Origin of the sequence: Streptomyces sp. NBC_01013 (genome assembly GCF_045162765.1) — a bacterium.
In the GTDB taxonomy this organism is placed as follows: domain Bacteria; phylum Actinomycetota; class Actinomycetes; order Streptomycetales; family Streptomycetaceae; genus Streptomyces.
Genome location: NZ_CP108687.1, coordinates 6,763,903 through 6,780,443, shown reverse-complemented (window position 1 = coordinate 6,780,443; position 16,541 = coordinate 6,763,903). Strand labels below are relative to the sequence as shown.

Annotated in this window: 12 protein-coding genes; 6 read left to right on the top strand and 6 right to left on the bottom strand. The window is 69.4% G+C overall.

The window, feature by feature from the left end; all coding sequences use genetic code 11:
* Positions 1 to 19: 19 nt before the first annotated feature.
* From OG538_RS29530 to OG538_RS29520, 3 genes are all read right to left on the bottom strand, one after another.
* Entirely contained in the window at positions 20 to 607 is a 588-nt protein-coding gene (locus tag OG538_RS29530; protein ID WP_406098492.1) for a hypothetical protein, read from the bottom strand.
* Between the two features lie 260 nt (positions 608 to 867).
* Complete coding sequence (locus tag OG538_RS29525; RefSeq protein ID WP_406098491.1) at positions 868 to 1,773, bottom strand: tRNA (adenine-N1)-methyltransferase; 906 nt, start codon at positions 1,771 to 1,773, stop codon at positions 868 to 870.
* Positions 1,774 to 1,837: 64 nt separating this feature from the next.
* A complete protein-coding gene (locus OG538_RS29520) occupies positions 1,838 to 3,088 on the bottom strand; it encodes a site-2 protease family protein (RefSeq protein ID WP_406098490.1) in 1,251 nt (416 codons plus the stop codon).
* 172 nt (positions 3,089 to 3,260) lie between these two features.
* Between OG538_RS29520 and OG538_RS29515 the strand changes: the two genes are divergently transcribed.
* A complete protein-coding gene (locus OG538_RS29515) occupies positions 3,261 to 4,106 on the top strand; it encodes a RecB family exonuclease (protein WP_406100362.1) in 846 nt (281 codons plus the stop codon).
* Between the two features lie 9 nt (positions 4,107 to 4,115).
* Positions 4,116 to 4,787, top strand: a complete 672-nt coding sequence (locus OG538_RS29510; RefSeq protein WP_148016141.1) for a response regulator transcription factor — start codon at positions 4,116 to 4,118, stop codon at positions 4,785 to 4,787.
* Between the two features lie 32 nt (positions 4,788 to 4,819).
* Here OG538_RS29510 and OG538_RS29505 read toward each other — a convergent pair whose 3' ends face one another.
* From OG538_RS29505 to metH, 3 genes are all read right to left on the bottom strand, one after another.
* A complete protein-coding gene (locus tag OG538_RS29505) occupies positions 4,820 to 6,415 on the bottom strand; it encodes an ABC transporter substrate-binding protein (protein WP_406098489.1) in 1,596 nt (531 codons plus the stop codon).
* Between the two features lie 361 nt (positions 6,416 to 6,776).
* The gene (locus OG538_RS29500; RefSeq protein ID WP_406098488.1) at positions 6,777 to 7,478 is read right to left on the bottom strand and encodes an HAD family hydrolase; all 702 of its coding nucleotides are present in this window, start codon (positions 7,476 to 7,478) and stop codon (positions 6,777 to 6,779) included.
* Positions 7,479 to 7,597: 119 nt separating this feature from the next.
* Positions 7,598 to 11,110, bottom strand: coding sequence for a methionine synthase (gene metH, locus OG538_RS29495; protein ID WP_406098487.1), 3,513 nt, complete (start codon positions 11,108 to 11,110; stop codon positions 7,598 to 7,600).
* A 240-nt stretch (positions 11,111 to 11,350) separates the two neighbouring features.
* Here metH and OG538_RS29490 point away from each other — a divergent pair, with 240 nt between their 5' ends.
* The 4 genes from OG538_RS29490 to OG538_RS29475 all read left to right on the top strand — a co-directional run bounded on the left by OG538_RS29490 (position 11,351) and on the right by OG538_RS29475 (position 16,354).
* Positions 11,351 to 12,115: an IclR family transcriptional regulator gene (locus tag OG538_RS29490; protein ID WP_406098486.1), complete on the top strand. Its 765-nt coding sequence runs from the start codon at positions 11,351 to 11,353 to the stop codon at positions 12,113 to 12,115.
* Between the two features lie 230 nt (positions 12,116 to 12,345).
* Complete coding sequence (locus OG538_RS29485) at positions 12,346 to 13,137, top strand: MIP/aquaporin family protein (RefSeq protein ID WP_406098485.1); 792 nt, start codon at positions 12,346 to 12,348, stop codon at positions 13,135 to 13,137.
* Positions 13,138 to 13,193: 56 nt separating this feature from the next.
* Positions 13,194 to 14,735, top strand: a complete 1,542-nt coding sequence (glpK, locus tag OG538_RS29480) for a glycerol kinase GlpK (protein WP_406098484.1) — start codon at positions 13,194 to 13,196, stop codon at positions 14,733 to 14,735.
* Positions 14,736 to 14,740: 5 nt separating this feature from the next.
* Positions 14,741 to 16,354, top strand: coding sequence for an FAD-dependent oxidoreductase (locus OG538_RS29475; protein ID WP_406098483.1), 1,614 nt, complete (start codon positions 14,741 to 14,743; stop codon positions 16,352 to 16,354).
* Positions 16,355 to 16,541: the final 187 nt, after the last annotated feature.

Here is a 16,541-nt window from a genome sequence, read left to right as displayed (position 1 = left end):
TGCCACGCGCCGGTGACGGTCAGACGCCGGCGCCGGCCGGGTCCTCCGACTGGCTGCTGCGCACGAAAGCGCCGTTCTGCCACTGCCAGGTGACCTTTTCCTGCTCGTCGGGGCAGCAGGAGGGCACCTCGGGCGAGGAGTAGCCGAGGAGCGTGGCGGAGACGACGCCGTCACGCACCGCGAAGTCACCGACGCTCATCCTCTGGACGGGGTCCACCAGGGTCGCGACGATCCGTGGTGCGGCACCGCTTCCCCGGGTGAGGACGTAGACGCCACTGGGCGGGGTGCCGGATCCGGCCGTGCAGTGGACCACCGCGACGGTTTCCGGACGGCGGTCGCCGTCCAGGTCGCCGGGGACCTCCTTGGCCACGGTGTGGCCCGCCCCGCCGCAGTCCAGCGGGAAGTCCGCCTGTGCCGGGTCGGGGGCAGCCTGGGGCGCCGCTCCGTGCTGCGCCGCGGTGCGGTGGGGAGTGGAGGCCGAGGCGCTCGCGTCGGGCTGGAGCAGACCGGCTGCCGCGACGACGGCGGCCATGGCTGCGGCGGTGGCGAGCCAGTGCATCGGCGTGGTGTCGGTGTGCGCGAGGTCCGGGAGCACGGAGGTCTGCACGCGGGATGTCTCCTGTGGTTCCTGTGGTACGGAATGCCGGAAAGGCGGTGCCGTCGGCGGGACGTCGGCGGCGGGGTGGGGGTGGCCAGCATCGTGCCACACCTCACACGGCAGCGGAACGGTGGGGTCGTCACAGATCCTGCTCTGCGTCCGGCGCCCGCTCCCGGGCAACGGAAAGGCGCCGCCGCGGAGTTCCCGGGTCGGTCCGGGAACTCCGCGGCGGCGCCGGTCTGCGCATGCCGGAGCGGCTGCGCCGTGGTTCAGTCGCGGGCGGAGCCGCTCTGGCTGCCCGGGCCGGTGTAGTCCTCGCCGTAGGCGCCCTTGGAGGGCCGGCGGCGGCGCGGCGGGGGCTGGACTCCGTCGGCCAGCCGGCGGGCGGTGACGAGGAATCCGGTGTGGCCGATCATGCGGTGGTCCGGGCGCACGGCGAGACCCTCGACGTGCCAGTTGCGGATCATCGACTCCCAGGGCTGCGGTTCGGCGAAGCAGCCGATCTCACGGATGGACTCGACCGTCCGCGAGAGCTGGGTGGTGGTCGCGACGTACGCACAGAGGATGCCGCCCGGGACGAGCGCCTTGGAGACGACGTCCAGGCATTCCCAGGGCGCGAGCATGTCCAGGACGACGCGGTCCACGTCGGTCTCCGTGAGGTTGTCCTGGAGATCGCCGACGGTGAGCTGCCATGCGGGGTGCGGAGTGCCGAAGTAGCGCTCGACGTTCTGCTGGGCGATCTCGGCGAAGTCCTCGCGGCGCTCGTAGGAGTGCAGCATCCCCTGTTCGCCGATGGCGCGGAGCAGGAAGGTGGAGAGTGCGCCGGATCCCACGCCGGCTTCCACGACGCGGGCGCCGGGGAAGATGTCGGCGAAGGCCAGGATCTGACCCGCGTCCTTGGGGTAGACCACGGCGGCGCCGCGGGGCATGGACAGGACGTAGTCGGGGAGCAGGGGGCGCAGCGCCAGATAGACGACGTTTCCCGTGGTACGGACAACACTGCCCTCGGGAGCACCGATCAGCTCGTCGTGCGAGAAAGAACCCTTGTGGGTGTGGAAGTTCTTTCCGGCTTCGAGCGTGAAGGTGTAGTGGCGTCCCTTGGGATCGGTGAGCTGGACCTGGTCCCCGACCTTGAAGGGCCCGCGTCGGCGGGCGGCACCGGTCGGTTCAGACATGTGACCAGCGTACCGGTGTTTCCCGGGGCGCCGACCGCCCGCCCGGGCGGGGGCGGAGCGCCTCTCAGGCGGTGGGGCGGGCCATGGCGGCGACGAACGCACGCTCGACGTCGGCGGTGGAGAGCACTCCGTAGATCTCACCGGTGTCCTCGACGACGAGGTACTCGGTGGCGGGGCTGGCCTTGAGGCGGTCCAGGAGGGCTTCACCGGCGAGCTCGGCGGAGACCTTCATGCCCTCGGTGAGGTCCTGGGCGAGGCCGCTGACGGCGACCCAGGGGCGGCGGTGTTCGGGGACCCCGACGATGGCGGCCTCCCGGACGAGCGCCTGGGGCGAGCCCGTCGCGTCGACGACGACGAGGGCGCGGGCGCCCGCCTCGTTGGCCCGGCGCAGGGCCTCGGAGAGCGGGGTGTCGCCCTCGACCGGGACGGCGCGCCGGGTGAGGGTGCGGGCCTGCAGGTCGGGGAGGTGCTCGCGGAGCCGGGCCATGCGCAGGCTGTTGCCCGCGCCGGTCCAGATGATGGCGGCGAGGATCGCGGCGAGCAGGGCGTCGGTGACGGTGTCCATGCCGCTGATCTCGCGGTTGCTGCTCCCGAGCGCCCCGGTGTGGGTGAGGAGGGGCAGTCCGATGAGGGTGACGACGGCGAGGGCGCGTCCGACCCAGGCGGCGGCGACGGTGCCGCTCATCGGACGGCCGGTGATCTTCCAGACCACGGCTCGGAGCATCCGGCCTCCGTCGAGCGGGAGGCCGGGCAGCAGGTTGAACGCGGCGACGATGAGGTTGGAGATCATCAGTCCGCCGAGCAGCACGCCGGGCACGGTGCCGGCTTCGACGAGCTTCATCGGGACGTAGAAGACGCCCGCGAGTACGAGGGAGAGCAGCGGGCCGACGAAGGCGAGGACGAACTCGCGTCCGGGGGTCTCGGATTCCTTCTCGATCTCGGAGACGCCGCCGAAGAACTGGAGCTGGATACGCCGGACCGGGAGCTTGTAGCGCAGGGCGACGACCGTGTGTGCGAGTTCGTGGACGAGCACGGAGGCGTAGAACGCGATCGCGAAGAAGAGGGCGACCAGGTAGCGGGCCGCGCCGAGGTCGGGCAGGACACGGTCGAGCTGGCCACCGAAGACCCAGGTGATCAGGGCTGCCACGACGAACCAGCTGGGCGCCACGTAGACCGGCACTCCGAAGGGGCGGCCCATGAGGATGCCGCCTCCCGGCTCCTCCTTGCGTCCCGGTGTGCCCTTGTCGGGGCCGTCGCCGGGGGCCGTGCCCCCTGGGCCGGGTTGCGGCTGCCCGCTGTTGCCGCTCTCGTCCACGAGGTCCCTTCGGTCGGTGCCGTTTCGGCACGATCATGCAGTGTTCGAGGGTCTGTGGTCGATGGTATGCCGATTGGTGTCAGTGGCGGGTCGTAGGGTCTTCGTCATGACCTCAGTACCGCGGCCGCCTCAGCCGCCCTCGTCCCTTTCGCCGTCGCGGGCGAGCGATTTCATGCAGTGCCCGTTGCTCTACCGCTTCCGGGTCATCGACAGGCTGCCGCAGAAGCCCAGTGAGGCGGCTACCCGGGGCACCCTCGTGCATGCGGTGCTGGAGCGGCTCTTCGACAATCCTGCGGCGGAGCGCACGCCGGGGCGGGCCACGTCGTTGATCCCGGCCCAGTGGGACCGGCTCCTGGAGTCGAAGCCGGAGCTGTCGGAGCTGTTCGCCGAGGACCCCGAGGGCGAGCGGCTCGCGCGGTGGCTGTCGGAGGCGGAGCGGCTGGTGGAGCGCTGGTTCTCGCTGGAGGATCCGACGCGCCTGGAGCCGGCCGAGCGGGAGATGTTCGTCGAGACAGAGCTGGAGTCGGGCCTGCGGCTGCGCGGGGTGATCGACCGGATCGACGTGGCTCCGACGGGCGACGTCCGGATCGTGGACTACAAGACGGGAAAGGCGCCGCGTCCGGAGTATGCGGAGGGCGCGCTCTTCCAGATGAAGTTCTACGCGCTGGTCATCTGGCGGCTCAAGGGTGTGGTGCCGCGCCGGCTCCAGCTCGTCTACCTCGGCAGCGGCGACGTGATGACGTACGACCCGGTGGTCGCGGACCTGGAGCGGGTGGAGCGCAAGCTGCTGGCGCTGTGGGATGCCATCTCGCTGGCCACGGAGACGGGCGAGTGGCGGCCCCGGCCGACGAAGCTGTGCGGCTGGTGCGACCATCAGGCACTCTGTCCCGAATTCGGGGGGACTCCCCCGGTGTATCCGCTGTCGGTGCGGCCGACGGAATCGACGCAGGATGTCCAGGGCAGAATGGACCCGGTCCGGGCTGAGGCCGGCCGGCCTGAGGCCCTGGAAGGACATTGAGGAGATCCCGTGGCAATCCGCGTCCTGCTGGTCGACGACCAACCGCTGCTGCGCACCGGCTTCCGGATGATCCTGGAGGCGGAGGGCGATCTCGCGGTGGTGGGCGAGGCCGGTGACGGTCTCCAGGCACTCGACCAGGTGCGGGCCCTGCAGCCCGATGTCGTGCTGATGGACATCCGGATGCCGCGGATGGACGGTGTCGAGGCGACGCGACAGATCACCGGTCCGGGACGGGACGGCCCGGCGAAGGTCCTGGTGCTGACCACGTTCGATCTCGACGAGTACGTGGTGGAGGCGCTCCGCGCCGGCGCCAGTGGCTTCCTGCTGAAGGACGCCCCGGCCAATGAGCTGGTGCAGGCGATCCGGGTGGTCGCAGGCGGCGAGGCGATGCTCGCTCCGAGCATCACGCGCCGGCTGCTCGACAAGTACGCGGACCATCTCCCGTCCGGCGAGGAGCCGGTGCCGGACACCTTGCACACCCTCACGGACCGTGAGGTGGAGGTCCTGAAGCTGGTCGCCCGCGGATTGTCGAATGCGGAGATCGCGGCGGATCTGTTCGTCAGCGAGACCACGGTCAAGACACATGTGGGGCATGTGCTGACGAAGCTGGGGCTGCGCGACCGGGTGCAGGCGGCGGTGTACGCGTACGAGAGCGGACTGGTGCGCCCCGGCGCCCAGTGACCCTGCGGAGGGCGGGCGGCCGGGGCGGCCGATCAGCTGGTGCCGAGTTCCCAGAGGTGGATGTCGGCGGACGAGGTGACCGCCCATTCGACGCCGGTGAGACCTTCACGCGAGGCGACGTACTGCTTGCCCTGCCAGAGGGGAAGGACGGGCACGTCCTCGGCGACGATGTCCTGGAGCTGCTGGAAGGTCTTGGCGGCGGCGCTGCGGTCGGCCTCGCGGCGGGATTCGGGGATGAGTGTCTTCTGGGCCGCGGCCGACCGGTACGGCGAGTTGAGGAAGTTGTCCCTGTCGAGGAACGGCGCCGTGTAGTTGTCCGGGTCCGGGAAGTCGGGGAACCAGCCCATGCCGTACACCGCGTAGTCGCGCCGCAGCTCCGCGGGACGGTACTTCGCCCAGGGGGTGCCCTTGACGGTCACGTCGAAGAGTCCGGTGCTGTTGAGCTGCCGCTTGAGCGTCGCGAACTCGTCGGCGGTGGCCTCGCCGTAGTAGTCGCTCGTGTAGTTGAGGGTGAACGTCACCGGGGTGTGGATCCCGGCGTTCTTCAGGATCGTGGCGGCCTTGGCGGCGCTGGGTTCGCCGTACTTGTTGAAGAACGAGTTCGTGTGTCCGGTGATGCTGGACGGGATCAGTGAGTACAGCGGCTCGGCCGTGGTGCCGTAGACCTCGCTCGCGATCTGGCCGCGGTCGATGATCTGGGCCATGGCCTGGCGGACCGCCTTGTTCTTCACGGCGGGGTCCTTGGTGTCGAAACCGAGGTAGCGGATGGCGAGACCGGGCATCTCGGTGAGCTTGATGCCGTCCTCGGGGTGCTCCACCATCTGCTGGGCCTGCTTCGGTGACATGGTGCGCGTCATCATGTCGATCTTCTTCCCGGTGAGCGCTTTACCCATGGCGCCGGCATCGGGGAAGGAATCCAGTTCGACCTTCTCGTTCACTACCTTGAGGTCCCCCTTGTAGCGGGGGTTCCTCGTGAAGACGACCTTCTCGACGCGGCCGTTCTTCACTTCCGGCTTCATCGTGTACGGGCCCGAACCGTCCACCTGGAATCCGCTGCGGGGCGCGGCCGCCGGGTATTTGTCGCGCTGGACTATTCCTGCGGGCGGCGTCGCGAGTTTGTACGGGAAGGTGGCGTCCGGTGTCCGGAGATGGAATACGACCTCGCGGTCACCCATCGTCTCGACGGTGTCGATGTTGTTGAGCAGGGCCACCGGCCCGTTCGTGGATTTGATCCGGAGCACGCGGTCGATGGAGTACTTGACGTCGTCGACGGTGACCGCGCTGCCGTCCGCAAAGGTGAGGCCGCTGCGCAGCTTGCAGCGGTAGCTCTCGTTCGCCGTGTCGGTGAAGAGACAGCTCTCGGCGGCCTCGGGCGTGGGCTGGCCACCGCTGCGGGGGACGTGCATCAGGGTCTGGACCGTCTGCCGCAGTACGTTCCAGACGCCCGCCTCGTAGCCGATGGCGGGATCGAGAGGTGCGGGGGCGTCCTTCGAGGTGACGAACTGGTCCGTAGTGCCGACAACGATGGCGCCGTTGCCATCGCTCCCACCGTCCGACGCGCCGCAGGCGGCGAGTACGGGGGCGAGCAGGCCGACGACGGCCGGCAGCACCAGAGTCTTGCGGTTCATCGTGGACGTTCTCCCTCATGCGGTCATGGAGAAAACGACATTAGTAGGCGCCGCCGGTTTCGCCGGACCGGTACCGCGTCACGCTAATCAAAGAGCTCGGATCTCCAGCGAAGAGCCGATTTACCGTCCCTGGAATGATTCGTACACGGATTCATCAATCGGGACACTTGGGTACGCGCAGCAGGCGTCACGGCGGATTCCAGGGAACCGTGTAGCAGCGAATGAGTGACAAAGGTCACGCACCGAACACCCTTACGCATTGACATGCACTCGCCTTACCGGCACAGAGGTGCGACATAAAACGCACGGTTTTTTGCGAGAGCTTTTCCGTTCATTCACAGGAACACTCTCGGTGCGCGGATCACCGCGTACCAGTGACTAGGCGCCTGAGAAATGCGAGATCGACCTCTTCGAGTGAACCGACGACCATGCGGCCGGCGGCCGGGGCGATCGGCGACACGGACGGCACGGCGACCACCCGGCATCCCGCGGCCTCCGCGGCCGCCACGCCGGTCGCCGTGTCCTCGATGACGGCACAGAGCCGGGGATCGGCCGCGAAGCCCTCCGCGGCCGTGAGGTAGGGCTCCGGGTGTGGCTTCGTGCGGACGACCTCGTCGCCGGCGACGGTGAGCGCGAAGTGGTGACGGCCCACCGAGTCCAGAACCCGGTCGATGATCCGTCGGTGGGAGGCGGAGACGAGGGCCGTGGGAACCTCGTGTCTCGCGAGCTCGGCGAGCAGCCGTGCCGCGCCCGGCATCAGCGGCACTCCGTCGGCGATGCGCTTCTCGAACCGGTCGTTGAGCAGCACGGTCAGTTCGTCGAGGGTGACGTCCGCGCCGGTGACGTCCATGAGGTAGCCGGCGCTGCGGGTCATCGGGCCGCCGACGACCACGTCCTTCCACGCCTCGTCCAGCCGGTGCCCCAGATCCGCGAAGACCGATACCTCGGCGTCCCACCAGAAGCCCTCGGTGTCGACCAGGGTGCCGTCCATATCGAGAAAGACGGCCTGGAGGGCAGCACCCTCGGCCGTACGGGTCGGGGACGCGGGGATCGTACTGGTCATCCGGCACACCTTCCATGAGGGGCGAGAAGGCCGGCCGCCATTCCCGGAGGAAGGGCGACCGGCCTGCACTGGACCGACCAGTGTACGACTCCTGCCGCTACGGCGCGTCGAAGGGAGACCTACCGCGCGTTGAAGTACTTCGCCTCGGGGTGGTGGATGACGATCGCGTCGGTGGACTGCTCCGGGTGGAGCTGGAACTCCTCGGAGAGGTGGACCCCGATCCGCTCGGGCTGCAGCAGGTCGGCGATCTTCGCCCGGTCCTCCAGGTCCGGGCACGCTCCGTAGCCCAGGGAGAAGCGGGCCCCGCGGTACTTGAGGGCGAACATGTCCTCGACGTCGGCGGGGTCGTCGCCCGCGAACCCGAGCTCGGAGCGGACGCGGGCGTGCCAGTACTCGGCGAGGGCCTCGGCGAGCTGGACGGACAGGCCGTGCAGCTCCAGGTAGTCGCGGTAGGAGTTGGCTTCGAAGAGCTTGGCCGTCTCGCCGCCGATCTTCGAGCCGACCGTGACGACCTGGAGGCCGATGACGTCGGTCTCGCCCGACTCCTCGGGGCGGAAGAAGTCCGCGAGGCACAGGCGGCGGCCGCGGCGCTGGCGCGGGAAGGTGAAGCGGGTGCGCTCGGAGCCGTCCTCGTGGAGCAGGATCAGGTCGTCGCCCTTGGAGACGCAGGGGTAGTAGCCGTAGACGACGGCCGCTTCGAGGAGGTTCTCGGTGTGCAGCTTGTCCAGCCAGCCGCGCAGGTGCGGCCGGCCCTCGGTCTCGGCGAGCTCCTCGTACGTCGGTCCGTCACCGGCCCGGGCCTGCTTGAGGCCCCACTGGCCCTTGAAGAGGGCGCCCTCGTCGAGCCAGGAGGCGTACTCCTTGAGCTGGATGCCCTTGACGACCCGGCTCCCCCAGAACGGCGGGGTGGGGACGGGATTGTCGACGGCGACGTCGGAGCGCACACCCTCCTCGGGCTCGTCGACCTCCAGCACGGCGGTGTCGCGGGCGGGGACGCGGCGCTGCTTGAGCTCGGGGAGGGTGGCTCCGGGGACGCCGCGCTTGACCGCGATCAGGGCGTCCATCAGGCGCAGGCCCTCGAAGGCGTCGCGCGCGTAGCGGACCTCGCCCTCGTAGATCTCGTGGAGGTCCTGTTCGACGTAGGCGCGGGTGAGGGCGGCGCCACCCAGGATCACCGGGTACTCGGCGGCCAGCTTGCGCTGGTTGAGCTCCTGGAGGTTCTCCTTCATGATCACGGTGGACTTGACCAGGAGGCCGGACATGCCGATGACGTCGGCCCGGTGCTCCTCGGCGGCGTCCAGGATCGCGGAGACGGGCTGCTTGATGCCGATGTTGACGACGTTGAACCCGTTGTTGGACAGGATGATGTCGACGAGGTTCTTGCCGATGTCGTGGACGTCGCCGCGCACGGTCGCCAGGACGATGGTGCCCTTGCCCTCCGCGTCGGACTTCTCCATGTGCGGCTCCAGGTAGGCCACCGCGGTCTTCATGACCTCGGCGGACTGGAGCACGAACGGCAGCTGCATCTGACCGGAGCCGAACAGCTCGCCGACGACCTTCATGCCCTCCAGGAGGGTGTTGTTGACGATGTCGAGCGCCGGCGTGTCCTTCAGCGCCTCGGCGAGGTCGGCTTCCAGGCCGTTCTTCTCGCCGTCGATGATGCGGCGCTGGAGGCGCTCGTCCAGGGGCAGGGCGAGGAGTTCCTCGGCCTTGCCTGCCTTCATCGACTTCATGTTGACGCCCTCGAAGAGCTCCATGAGCCGCTGCAGCGGGTCGTAGCCCTCGGCGCGGCGGTCGTAGATCAGGTCGAGGGCGACCTTGACCTGCTCCTCCTCCAGCCGGGCGATGGGCAGGATCTTCGATGCGTGCACGATCGCGGAGTCGAGCCCGGCCTTGACGCACTCGTCGAGGAAGACGGAGTTGAGCACGACCCGGGCGGCCGGGTTGAGGCCGAAGGAGATGTTCGACAGGCCCAGCGTGGTCTGGACGTCGGGGTGGCGCTTCTTCAGCTCGCGGATCGCACCGATCGTGGCGATGCCGTCGCCCCTGGACTCCTCCTGGCCGGTGCAGATCGTGAAGGTCAGGGTGTCGATGAGGATGTCCGACTCCTGGATGCCCCAGTTGCCGGTCAGGTCCTCGATGAGCCGCTCGGCGATGGCGACCTTGTGCTCGACCGTACGGGCCTGGCCCTCCTCGTCGATGGTCAGGGCGATCAGTGCCGCGCCGTGTTCGGCGGCCAGCTGGGTGACCTTCACGAAGCGCGACTCGGGCCCGTCGCCGTCCTCGTAGTTGACGGAGTTGAGGACCGCGCGGCCGCCGAGCTTCTCCAGTCCGGCCCGCAGCACGGGCAGCTCCGTGGAGTCCAGGACGATCGGGAGGGTGGAGGCGGTGGCGAAGCGCCCGGCCAGCTCCTCCATGTCCGCGACACCGTCGCGGCCGACGTAGTCGACACACAGGTCGAGCATGTGCGCGCCTTCGCGGATCTGGTCACGGGCCATCTCCACGCAGTCGTCCCAGCGTGCCTCCAGCATGGCCTCGCGGAACTTCTTCGACCCGTTGGCGTTCGTACGCTCACCGATCGCCAGGTACGAGGTGTCCTGCCGGAACGGGACCGTCTGGTACAGCGACGCCGCTCCCGGTTCCGGGCGCGGGTCGCGCGCGGACGGCACAGCGCCCCGGACCCGCTCCACGACCTGCCGCAGGTGCTCCGGCGTCGTACCGCAGCAGCCTCCCACCAGGGACAGCCCGTACTCCTGGACGAACGTCTCCTGCGCGTCGGCCAGCCCTTCGGGGTCGAGCGGGAAGTGGGCGCCGTCCTTGGTGAGCACCGGCAGCCCGGCGTTCGGCATGCAGAGCAGCGGGATGCGGGAGTGGCGGGTGAGGTAGCGCAGGTGCTCACTCATCTCCGCCGGGCCGGTCGAACAGTTCAGCCCGATCATGTCGACACCGAGCGGCTCCAGCGCGGTCAGAGCGGCGCCGATCTCCGAGCCCAGCAGCATCGTGCCGGTCGTCTCGAACGCCAGCGAGCACAGCAGCGGCAGGTCGCTGCCCAGGGCCTCCAGTGCCCGCCGGGCGCCCAGCACCGCGGCCTTCGTCTGCAGCAGGTCCTGCGTCGTCTCCACGATCAGCGCGTCCGCACCGCCCGCGATGAGACCTTCGGCGTTCTGCTGGAAGCCGTCGCGCAGCGTGAGGTAGGGGACGTGGCCCAGCGTCGGCAACTTCGTCCCGGGACCCATCGATCCGAGCACCCAGCGCTGCTGCCCCGTGGAAGCGGTGAACTCGTCCGCCACCTCACGCGCGATGCGCGCGCCGGCCTCCGAAAGTTCGTGGACGCGTTCGGGAATGTCGTACTCGCCCAGGGCCGCCGTGTTGGCGCCGAAGGTGTTCGTCTCGACGCAGTCCACGCCGACGGCGAAGTACTCCTCGTGCACCGAGCGCACGATGTCGGGGCGCGTGAGGTTCAGGATCTCGTTGCAGCCTTCGAGGTTCTCGAAGTCCTCCAGCGTGGGGTCCTGTGCCTGGAGCATGGTGCCCATGGCACCGTCGGCCACCACGACTCGGGTGGCGAGCGCCTCGCGGAGGGCTGCGGCTCGGTTCCGGCTGTCGGCGGAAGGGGTCGGCGACGAGGCCATGGATGTACTCCCTGGGATGCGACGGCTGTCGGCTTTGCGGCTTCGGCGGAAGGCGCACCCGGCCAGGGTAGCCGGGCGGCGTCCCGGGGCGTCACTCTGTCCCACGAATCGGACTGCATGCCGTGCGGGCGGTCGCCCGGGCATCCCGGGGTGCCGCAGAATTCCCCTGCGATCAAGCACGGGTCGGCATGGACCGATACTGTTCAGCATTGTCGAACCGAGGTGGAGGAGTACGGCGCGATGGCCAAGAACATCCAGTCGCTGGAGCGGGCAGCCGCGATGCTGCGTCTGCTGGCGGGCGGCGAGCGGCGGCTGGGACTGTCCGACATCGCCTCCTCCCTGGGCCTGGCCAAGGGAACCGCGCACGGAATCCTGCGCACGCTCCAGCACGAGGGCTTCGTCGAGCAGGACGCGGCGTCCGGCCGCTATCAGCTGGGGGCCGAGCTGCTGCGTCTGGGCAACAGCTATCTGGACGTCCACGAGCTGCGGGCCCGCGCGCTGGTCTGGACGGACGACCTGGCCCGTTCCAGCGGGGAGAGCGCCCACCTCGGCGTGCTGCACCAGCAGGGCGTCCTGATCGTCCACCACGTCTTCCGGCCCGATGACAGTCGCCAGGTCCTGGAGGTCGGGGCCATGCAGCCGCTGCACTCCACGGCCCTGGGCAAGGTCCTGTCCGCCTACGACCCGGTGGCCCACACGGAGGCCCTGGAGGCGGAGCGGCAGTCCTTCACGCCGCGCACGGTCACCGATCCGCAGGAGTTCGAGTCGATGCTCGACCTGATCCGCGCCCGGGGCTGGGCGGCCGACGTCGAGGAGACCTGGGAAGGCGTGGCCGCGGTGGCCGCCCCGATCCACGACCGGCGACGGATGCCGGTGGGCGCCGTGGCCGTGACCGGCGCGGTGGAACGGGTGTGCGCGGACGGTGAACTGCGGCCCGAGCTGGTGGCGGCGGTGCGGGACTGTGCCCGCGCGGTCTCCCGGGATCTGGGCGCCAGGCGGTTCTGAGATCCCTGCGGGACGATCGGTAACGATCGAGTTATAGAACACACAACCCTTGACGCCTCCTTCACCTGGGGGAAACACTGCCGTTCACCGGTCGGCATTGTCGAACGCCTAACGGAAATACGCGTTAGGGTGTGACAGAGCCAAGGCCGGCAACGCCCTCACATGAGGGCGCGGACCACCGGAGGGACCCGGGGTTCGGCTTCCCTGGACGAAGGACAAAGGAGTCGCGGGTGTCCAGCTCCGACATCTTCATCGGCGAGACCATCGGTACCGCCGTACTCATCCTGCTCGGCGCCGGTGTCTGTGCCGCCGTCACGCTCAAGCACTCGAAGGCACAGAACGCCGGCTGGCTCGCCATCACCTTCGGGTGGGGCTTCGCGGTACTGACCGGCGCCTACATGGTCGGTGGCGTATCCGGAGCGCATCTCAACCCGGCCGTCACCATCGGTCTGGCGATCGAGGGCGGAACCGAGTGGAGCGATGTTCCGCTCTATCTCGTCTCCCAGCTGTTCGGCGCGATGATCGGCGCGGCGCTGGTCTGGGTGGCCTACTACGGACAGTTCCGGGCCCATCTCACGGATCCGGAGGTCCTGAGCGCCCATTCGGGTGAGGAGGGCATGGTCGACAAGGCCGCCGCCCCCAACGCCGGGCCGGTGCTCGGCGTCTTCTCCACGGGTCCCGAGATCCGCAACGCCGTACAGAACGTCCTCACCGAGATCATCGCCACGGTCGTACTGGTCCTGGCCATCCTCACCCAGGGCCTCAACAACGACGGCAACGGTCTCGGCACGCTCGGCGCGCTGATCACCTCTCTTGTGGTCGTCTCCATCGGTCTCTCGCTCGGCGGCCCGACCGGCTACGCGATCAACCCGGTTCGCGACCTCGGTCCGCGTATCGTGCACGCGCTGCTTCCGCTGCCGAACAAGGGCGGATCCGACTGGGGTTACGCCTGGATCCCCGTCGTCGGACCGCTCATCGGCGGCGCGATCGCGGGCGGGCTCTACAACCTCGCCTTCGCGTGAGCCACAGGGCCCAGAGCCGTCACCCCCAAGACCACACAGACTTCCGGGAGCACACCGTGACCGACGCACACACCACCGGCACCCACGGCACCGGGCCGTTCATCGCGGCCATCGACCAGGGCACCACCTCCAGCCGCTGCATCGTCTTCGACAAGGACGGCCGGATCGTCTCCGTCGACCAGAAGGAGCACGAGCAGATCTTCCCGAAGCCGGGCTGGGTCGAGCACGACGCGACCGAGATCTGGGAGAACGTCCAGGAGGTCGTGGCGAGCGCCATCGTCAAGGCCGGCATCACCGCCGCCGACGTGAAGGCGATCGGCATCACCAACCAGCGCGAGACCACCCTGCTCTGGGACAAGCACACCGGTGAGCCCGTCCACAACGCCCTCGTCTGGCAGGACACCCGCACCGACGCGCTCTGCAAGGAGCTCGGACGCAACGTGGGCCAGGACCGCTTCCGCCGCGAGACCGGGCTGCCGCTCGCCTCGTACTTCGCCGGCCCCAAGGTCCGCTGGCTGCTCGACAACGTCGAGGGGCTGCGCGAGCGCGCCGAGCGCGGCGACATCCTCTTCGGCACCATGGACTCCTGGGTCATCTGGAACCTGACCGGCGGCACCGAGGGCGGCGTGCACGTCACCGACGTCACCAACGCCTCGCGCACGCTCCTGATGAACCTGCACACCATGGCGTGGGACGACAAGATCCTCACCTCCATGGGCATCCCGGCGGCCGTGCTGCCCGAGATCCGGTCCTCGGCCGAGGTGTACGGCAACGCCAGGGGCGGCGTGCTCGACGGCGTGCCGGTCGCCTCCGCGCTGGGTGACCAGCAGGCCGCGCTGTTCGGTCAGACGTGCTTCGCCGAGGGCGAGGCCAAGTCCACGTACGGCACCGGCACCTTCATGCTGATGAACACCGGCGAGACGCCCGTCAACTCCTACAACGGGCTGCTGACCACGGTCGGCTACCAGATCGGCGACAAGAAGCCGGTCTACGCCCTGGAGGGCTCGATCGCCGTCACGGGTTCGCTGGTGCAGTGGATGCGCGACCAGATGGGCCTGATCCAGTCCGCGGCCGAGATCGAGACCCTGGCCTCGTCGGTCGAGGACAACGGCGGCGCGTACTTCGTGCCGGCCTTCTCCGGCCTGTTCGCCCCGTACTGGCGCCCCGACGCCCGCGGTGTCATCGCCGGCCTCACCCGCTACGTCACCAAGGCGCACATCGCCCGTGCCGTGCTGGAGGCCACCGCCTGGCAGACCCGCGAGATCAGCGACGCCATGACCAAGGACTCCGGCGTCGAACTGACCGCACTCAAGGTCGACGGCGGAATGACCTCCAACAACCTGCTGATGCAGACCCTCGCCGACTTCCTGGACGCACCCGTGGTGCGGCCGATGGTCGCCGAGACCACCTGCCTCGGCGCCGCCTATGCCGCCGGCCTGGCCGTCGGCTTCTGGCCCGACACCGACGCGCTGCGCGCCAACTGGCGCCGGGCCGCCGAGTGGACCCCCCGCATGGACGCGGACACCCGCGACCGCGAGTACAAGAGCTGGCTCAAGGCCGTGGAACGGACCATGGGCTGGCTGGACGACGAGGAGTAGACAACATGACCACCCTGCAGAGCGTCCCCGCCCTCGGGACGCATCCGGCCTCCGGCTCCCTTCCGAGCCGTGCCGAGACCCGGGAGCAGCTCTCCAAGGCGACGTACGACCTCCTGGTGATCGGTGGCGGCATTCTGGGCATCTCCACTGCCTGGCATGCCGCGCAGTCCGGGCTGCGGGTGGCCCTGGTGGACGCCGGCGACTTCGCCGGCGCCACCTCCTCCGCCTCCTCCAAACTGCTGCACGGGGGTCTGCGCTACTTGCAGACCGGCGCGGTGAAGCTGGTGGCGGAGAACCACTTCGAGCGCCGTGCGGTATCGCGTCAGGTGGCCCCGCACCTGGCCAACCCACTCACCTTCTACCTCCCCGTGTACAAGGGCGGTCCGCACGGCGCGGCGAAGCTCGGCGCGGGTGTGTTCGCGTACTCGGCGTTGTCCGCCTTCGGCGACGGCGTCGGGCATGTGATCAGCCCGGCGAAGGCGCAGCGCGATGTGCCCGAGCTGCGTACGGACAACCTGAAGGCCGTCGCGGTGTACGGCGACGACCAGATGAACGACGCGCGGATGGCGCTGATGACGGTCCGCGCGGCCGTCGAGGCCGGGGCGACCGTCCTCAACCACGCGGCCGTGACGGGGCTGCGGTTCACCAGGGGCCGGGTCACGGGCGCCGACCTTCAGGACCGTACGGACGGCACCGAGTTCGGTGTGACCGCCCGGCTGGTGCTGAACGCCACCGGGCCGTGGGTCGACCACCTGCGGAAGATGGAGGACCCGAACGCGGCGCCCTCGATACGTCTGTCCAAGGGCGCGCACCTGGTGCTCAAGCGCACCCGCCCCTGGAAGGCGGCGCTGGCCACGCCCATCGACAAGTACCGGATCACGTTCGCCCTGCCGTGGGAGGACATGCTGCTGCTCGGCACGACGGACGAGGAGTACGAAGGCGACCCGGCGGACGTCGCGGTGACCGAGAAGGACACCGCGCAGATCCTGGACGAGGCGGCGTTCTCGATCAAGGACCAGCAGTTGTCACGCGATCTGATCACGTACTCCTTCGCGGGACTGCGGGTGCTGCCGGGCGGGCCCGGTGACACTTCCAAGGCCAAGCGCGAGACGGTGGTGACGGAGGGCCGCGGCGGAATGCTGTCGGTCGCCGGCGGCAAGTGGACGACCTTCCGCCACATCGGCCGTACGGTGATGAACAAGCTGGCCGCGCTCCCCGGGCACCCCCTCGCGGAGGACATGGAGCCGATGGCACGGCTGCCGAGGAAGCTTCCGCTGCCCGGTATCGCCAACCCGAACGCGGTGGCGCACCGGCTCCTGATCGACGGCGGTACCCCCGGTCCGCGGATGGCGGCGGACACGGCACGGCACCTGGCCACGCACTACGGTTCGCTGTCCTTCGACATCGCCCGGCTCGCCAACGAGAACCCGGAGCTCGCGAAGCGCATCCACCCCGACGCGCCGGAGATCTGGGCGCAGGTCGCCTACGCGCGCGACCACGAGTGGGCCGAGACCGCGGACGACGTGCTGCGGCGCAGGACGACGCTGACGATCCGGGGTCTGGCGACGGACGAGATCCGGGCCGGCGTCGAGTCGGTGCTGGACGCCCGCAAGAGCTGATCCACCGGAGAGGGGGCGGCGCCGACCGGGCGTCGCCCCCTCTTTCGTGCGCCGATTCACCCGGTGCGGTTTCGGACTCCGTGGGACACAGCGGGCGAACGGCGCGGGTCGCGCGGGCGAGCGGGGCGCCGGGTTGGCCCGATGGGCGTTCCGGCTGTCCGCGGGGACGCATAATGGTCCGATACAT

Excerpts from the sequence above, each read along its gene's own strand:
- OG538_RS29525 (WP_406098491.1), bottom strand. The coding sequence starts at position 1,773 with ATGTCTGAACCGACCGGTGCCGCCCGCCGACGCGGGCCCTTCAAGGTC.
- OG538_RS29515 (WP_406100362.1), top strand. The coding sequence starts at position 3,261 with ATGCAGTGCCCGTTGCTCTACCGCTTCCGGGTCATCGACAGGCTGCCG.
- OG538_RS29505 (WP_406098489.1), bottom strand. The coding sequence starts at position 6,415 with ATGAACCGCAAGACTCTGGTGCTGCCGGCCGTCGTCGGCCTGCTCGCC.
- OG538_RS29500 (WP_406098488.1), bottom strand. The coding sequence starts at position 7,478 with ATGACCAGTACGATCCCCGCGTCCCCGACCCGTACGGCCGAGGGTGCT.
- metH (WP_406098487.1), bottom strand. The coding sequence starts at position 11,110 with ATGGCCTCGTCGCCGACCCCTTCCGCCGACAGCCGGAACCGAGCCGCA.
- OG538_RS29490 (WP_406098486.1), top strand. The coding sequence starts at position 11,351 with ATGGCCAAGAACATCCAGTCGCTGGAGCGGGCAGCCGCGATGCTGCGT.
- OG538_RS29475 (WP_406098483.1), top strand. The coding sequence starts at position 14,741 with ATGACCACCCTGCAGAGCGTCCCCGCCCTCGGGACGCATCCGGCCTCC.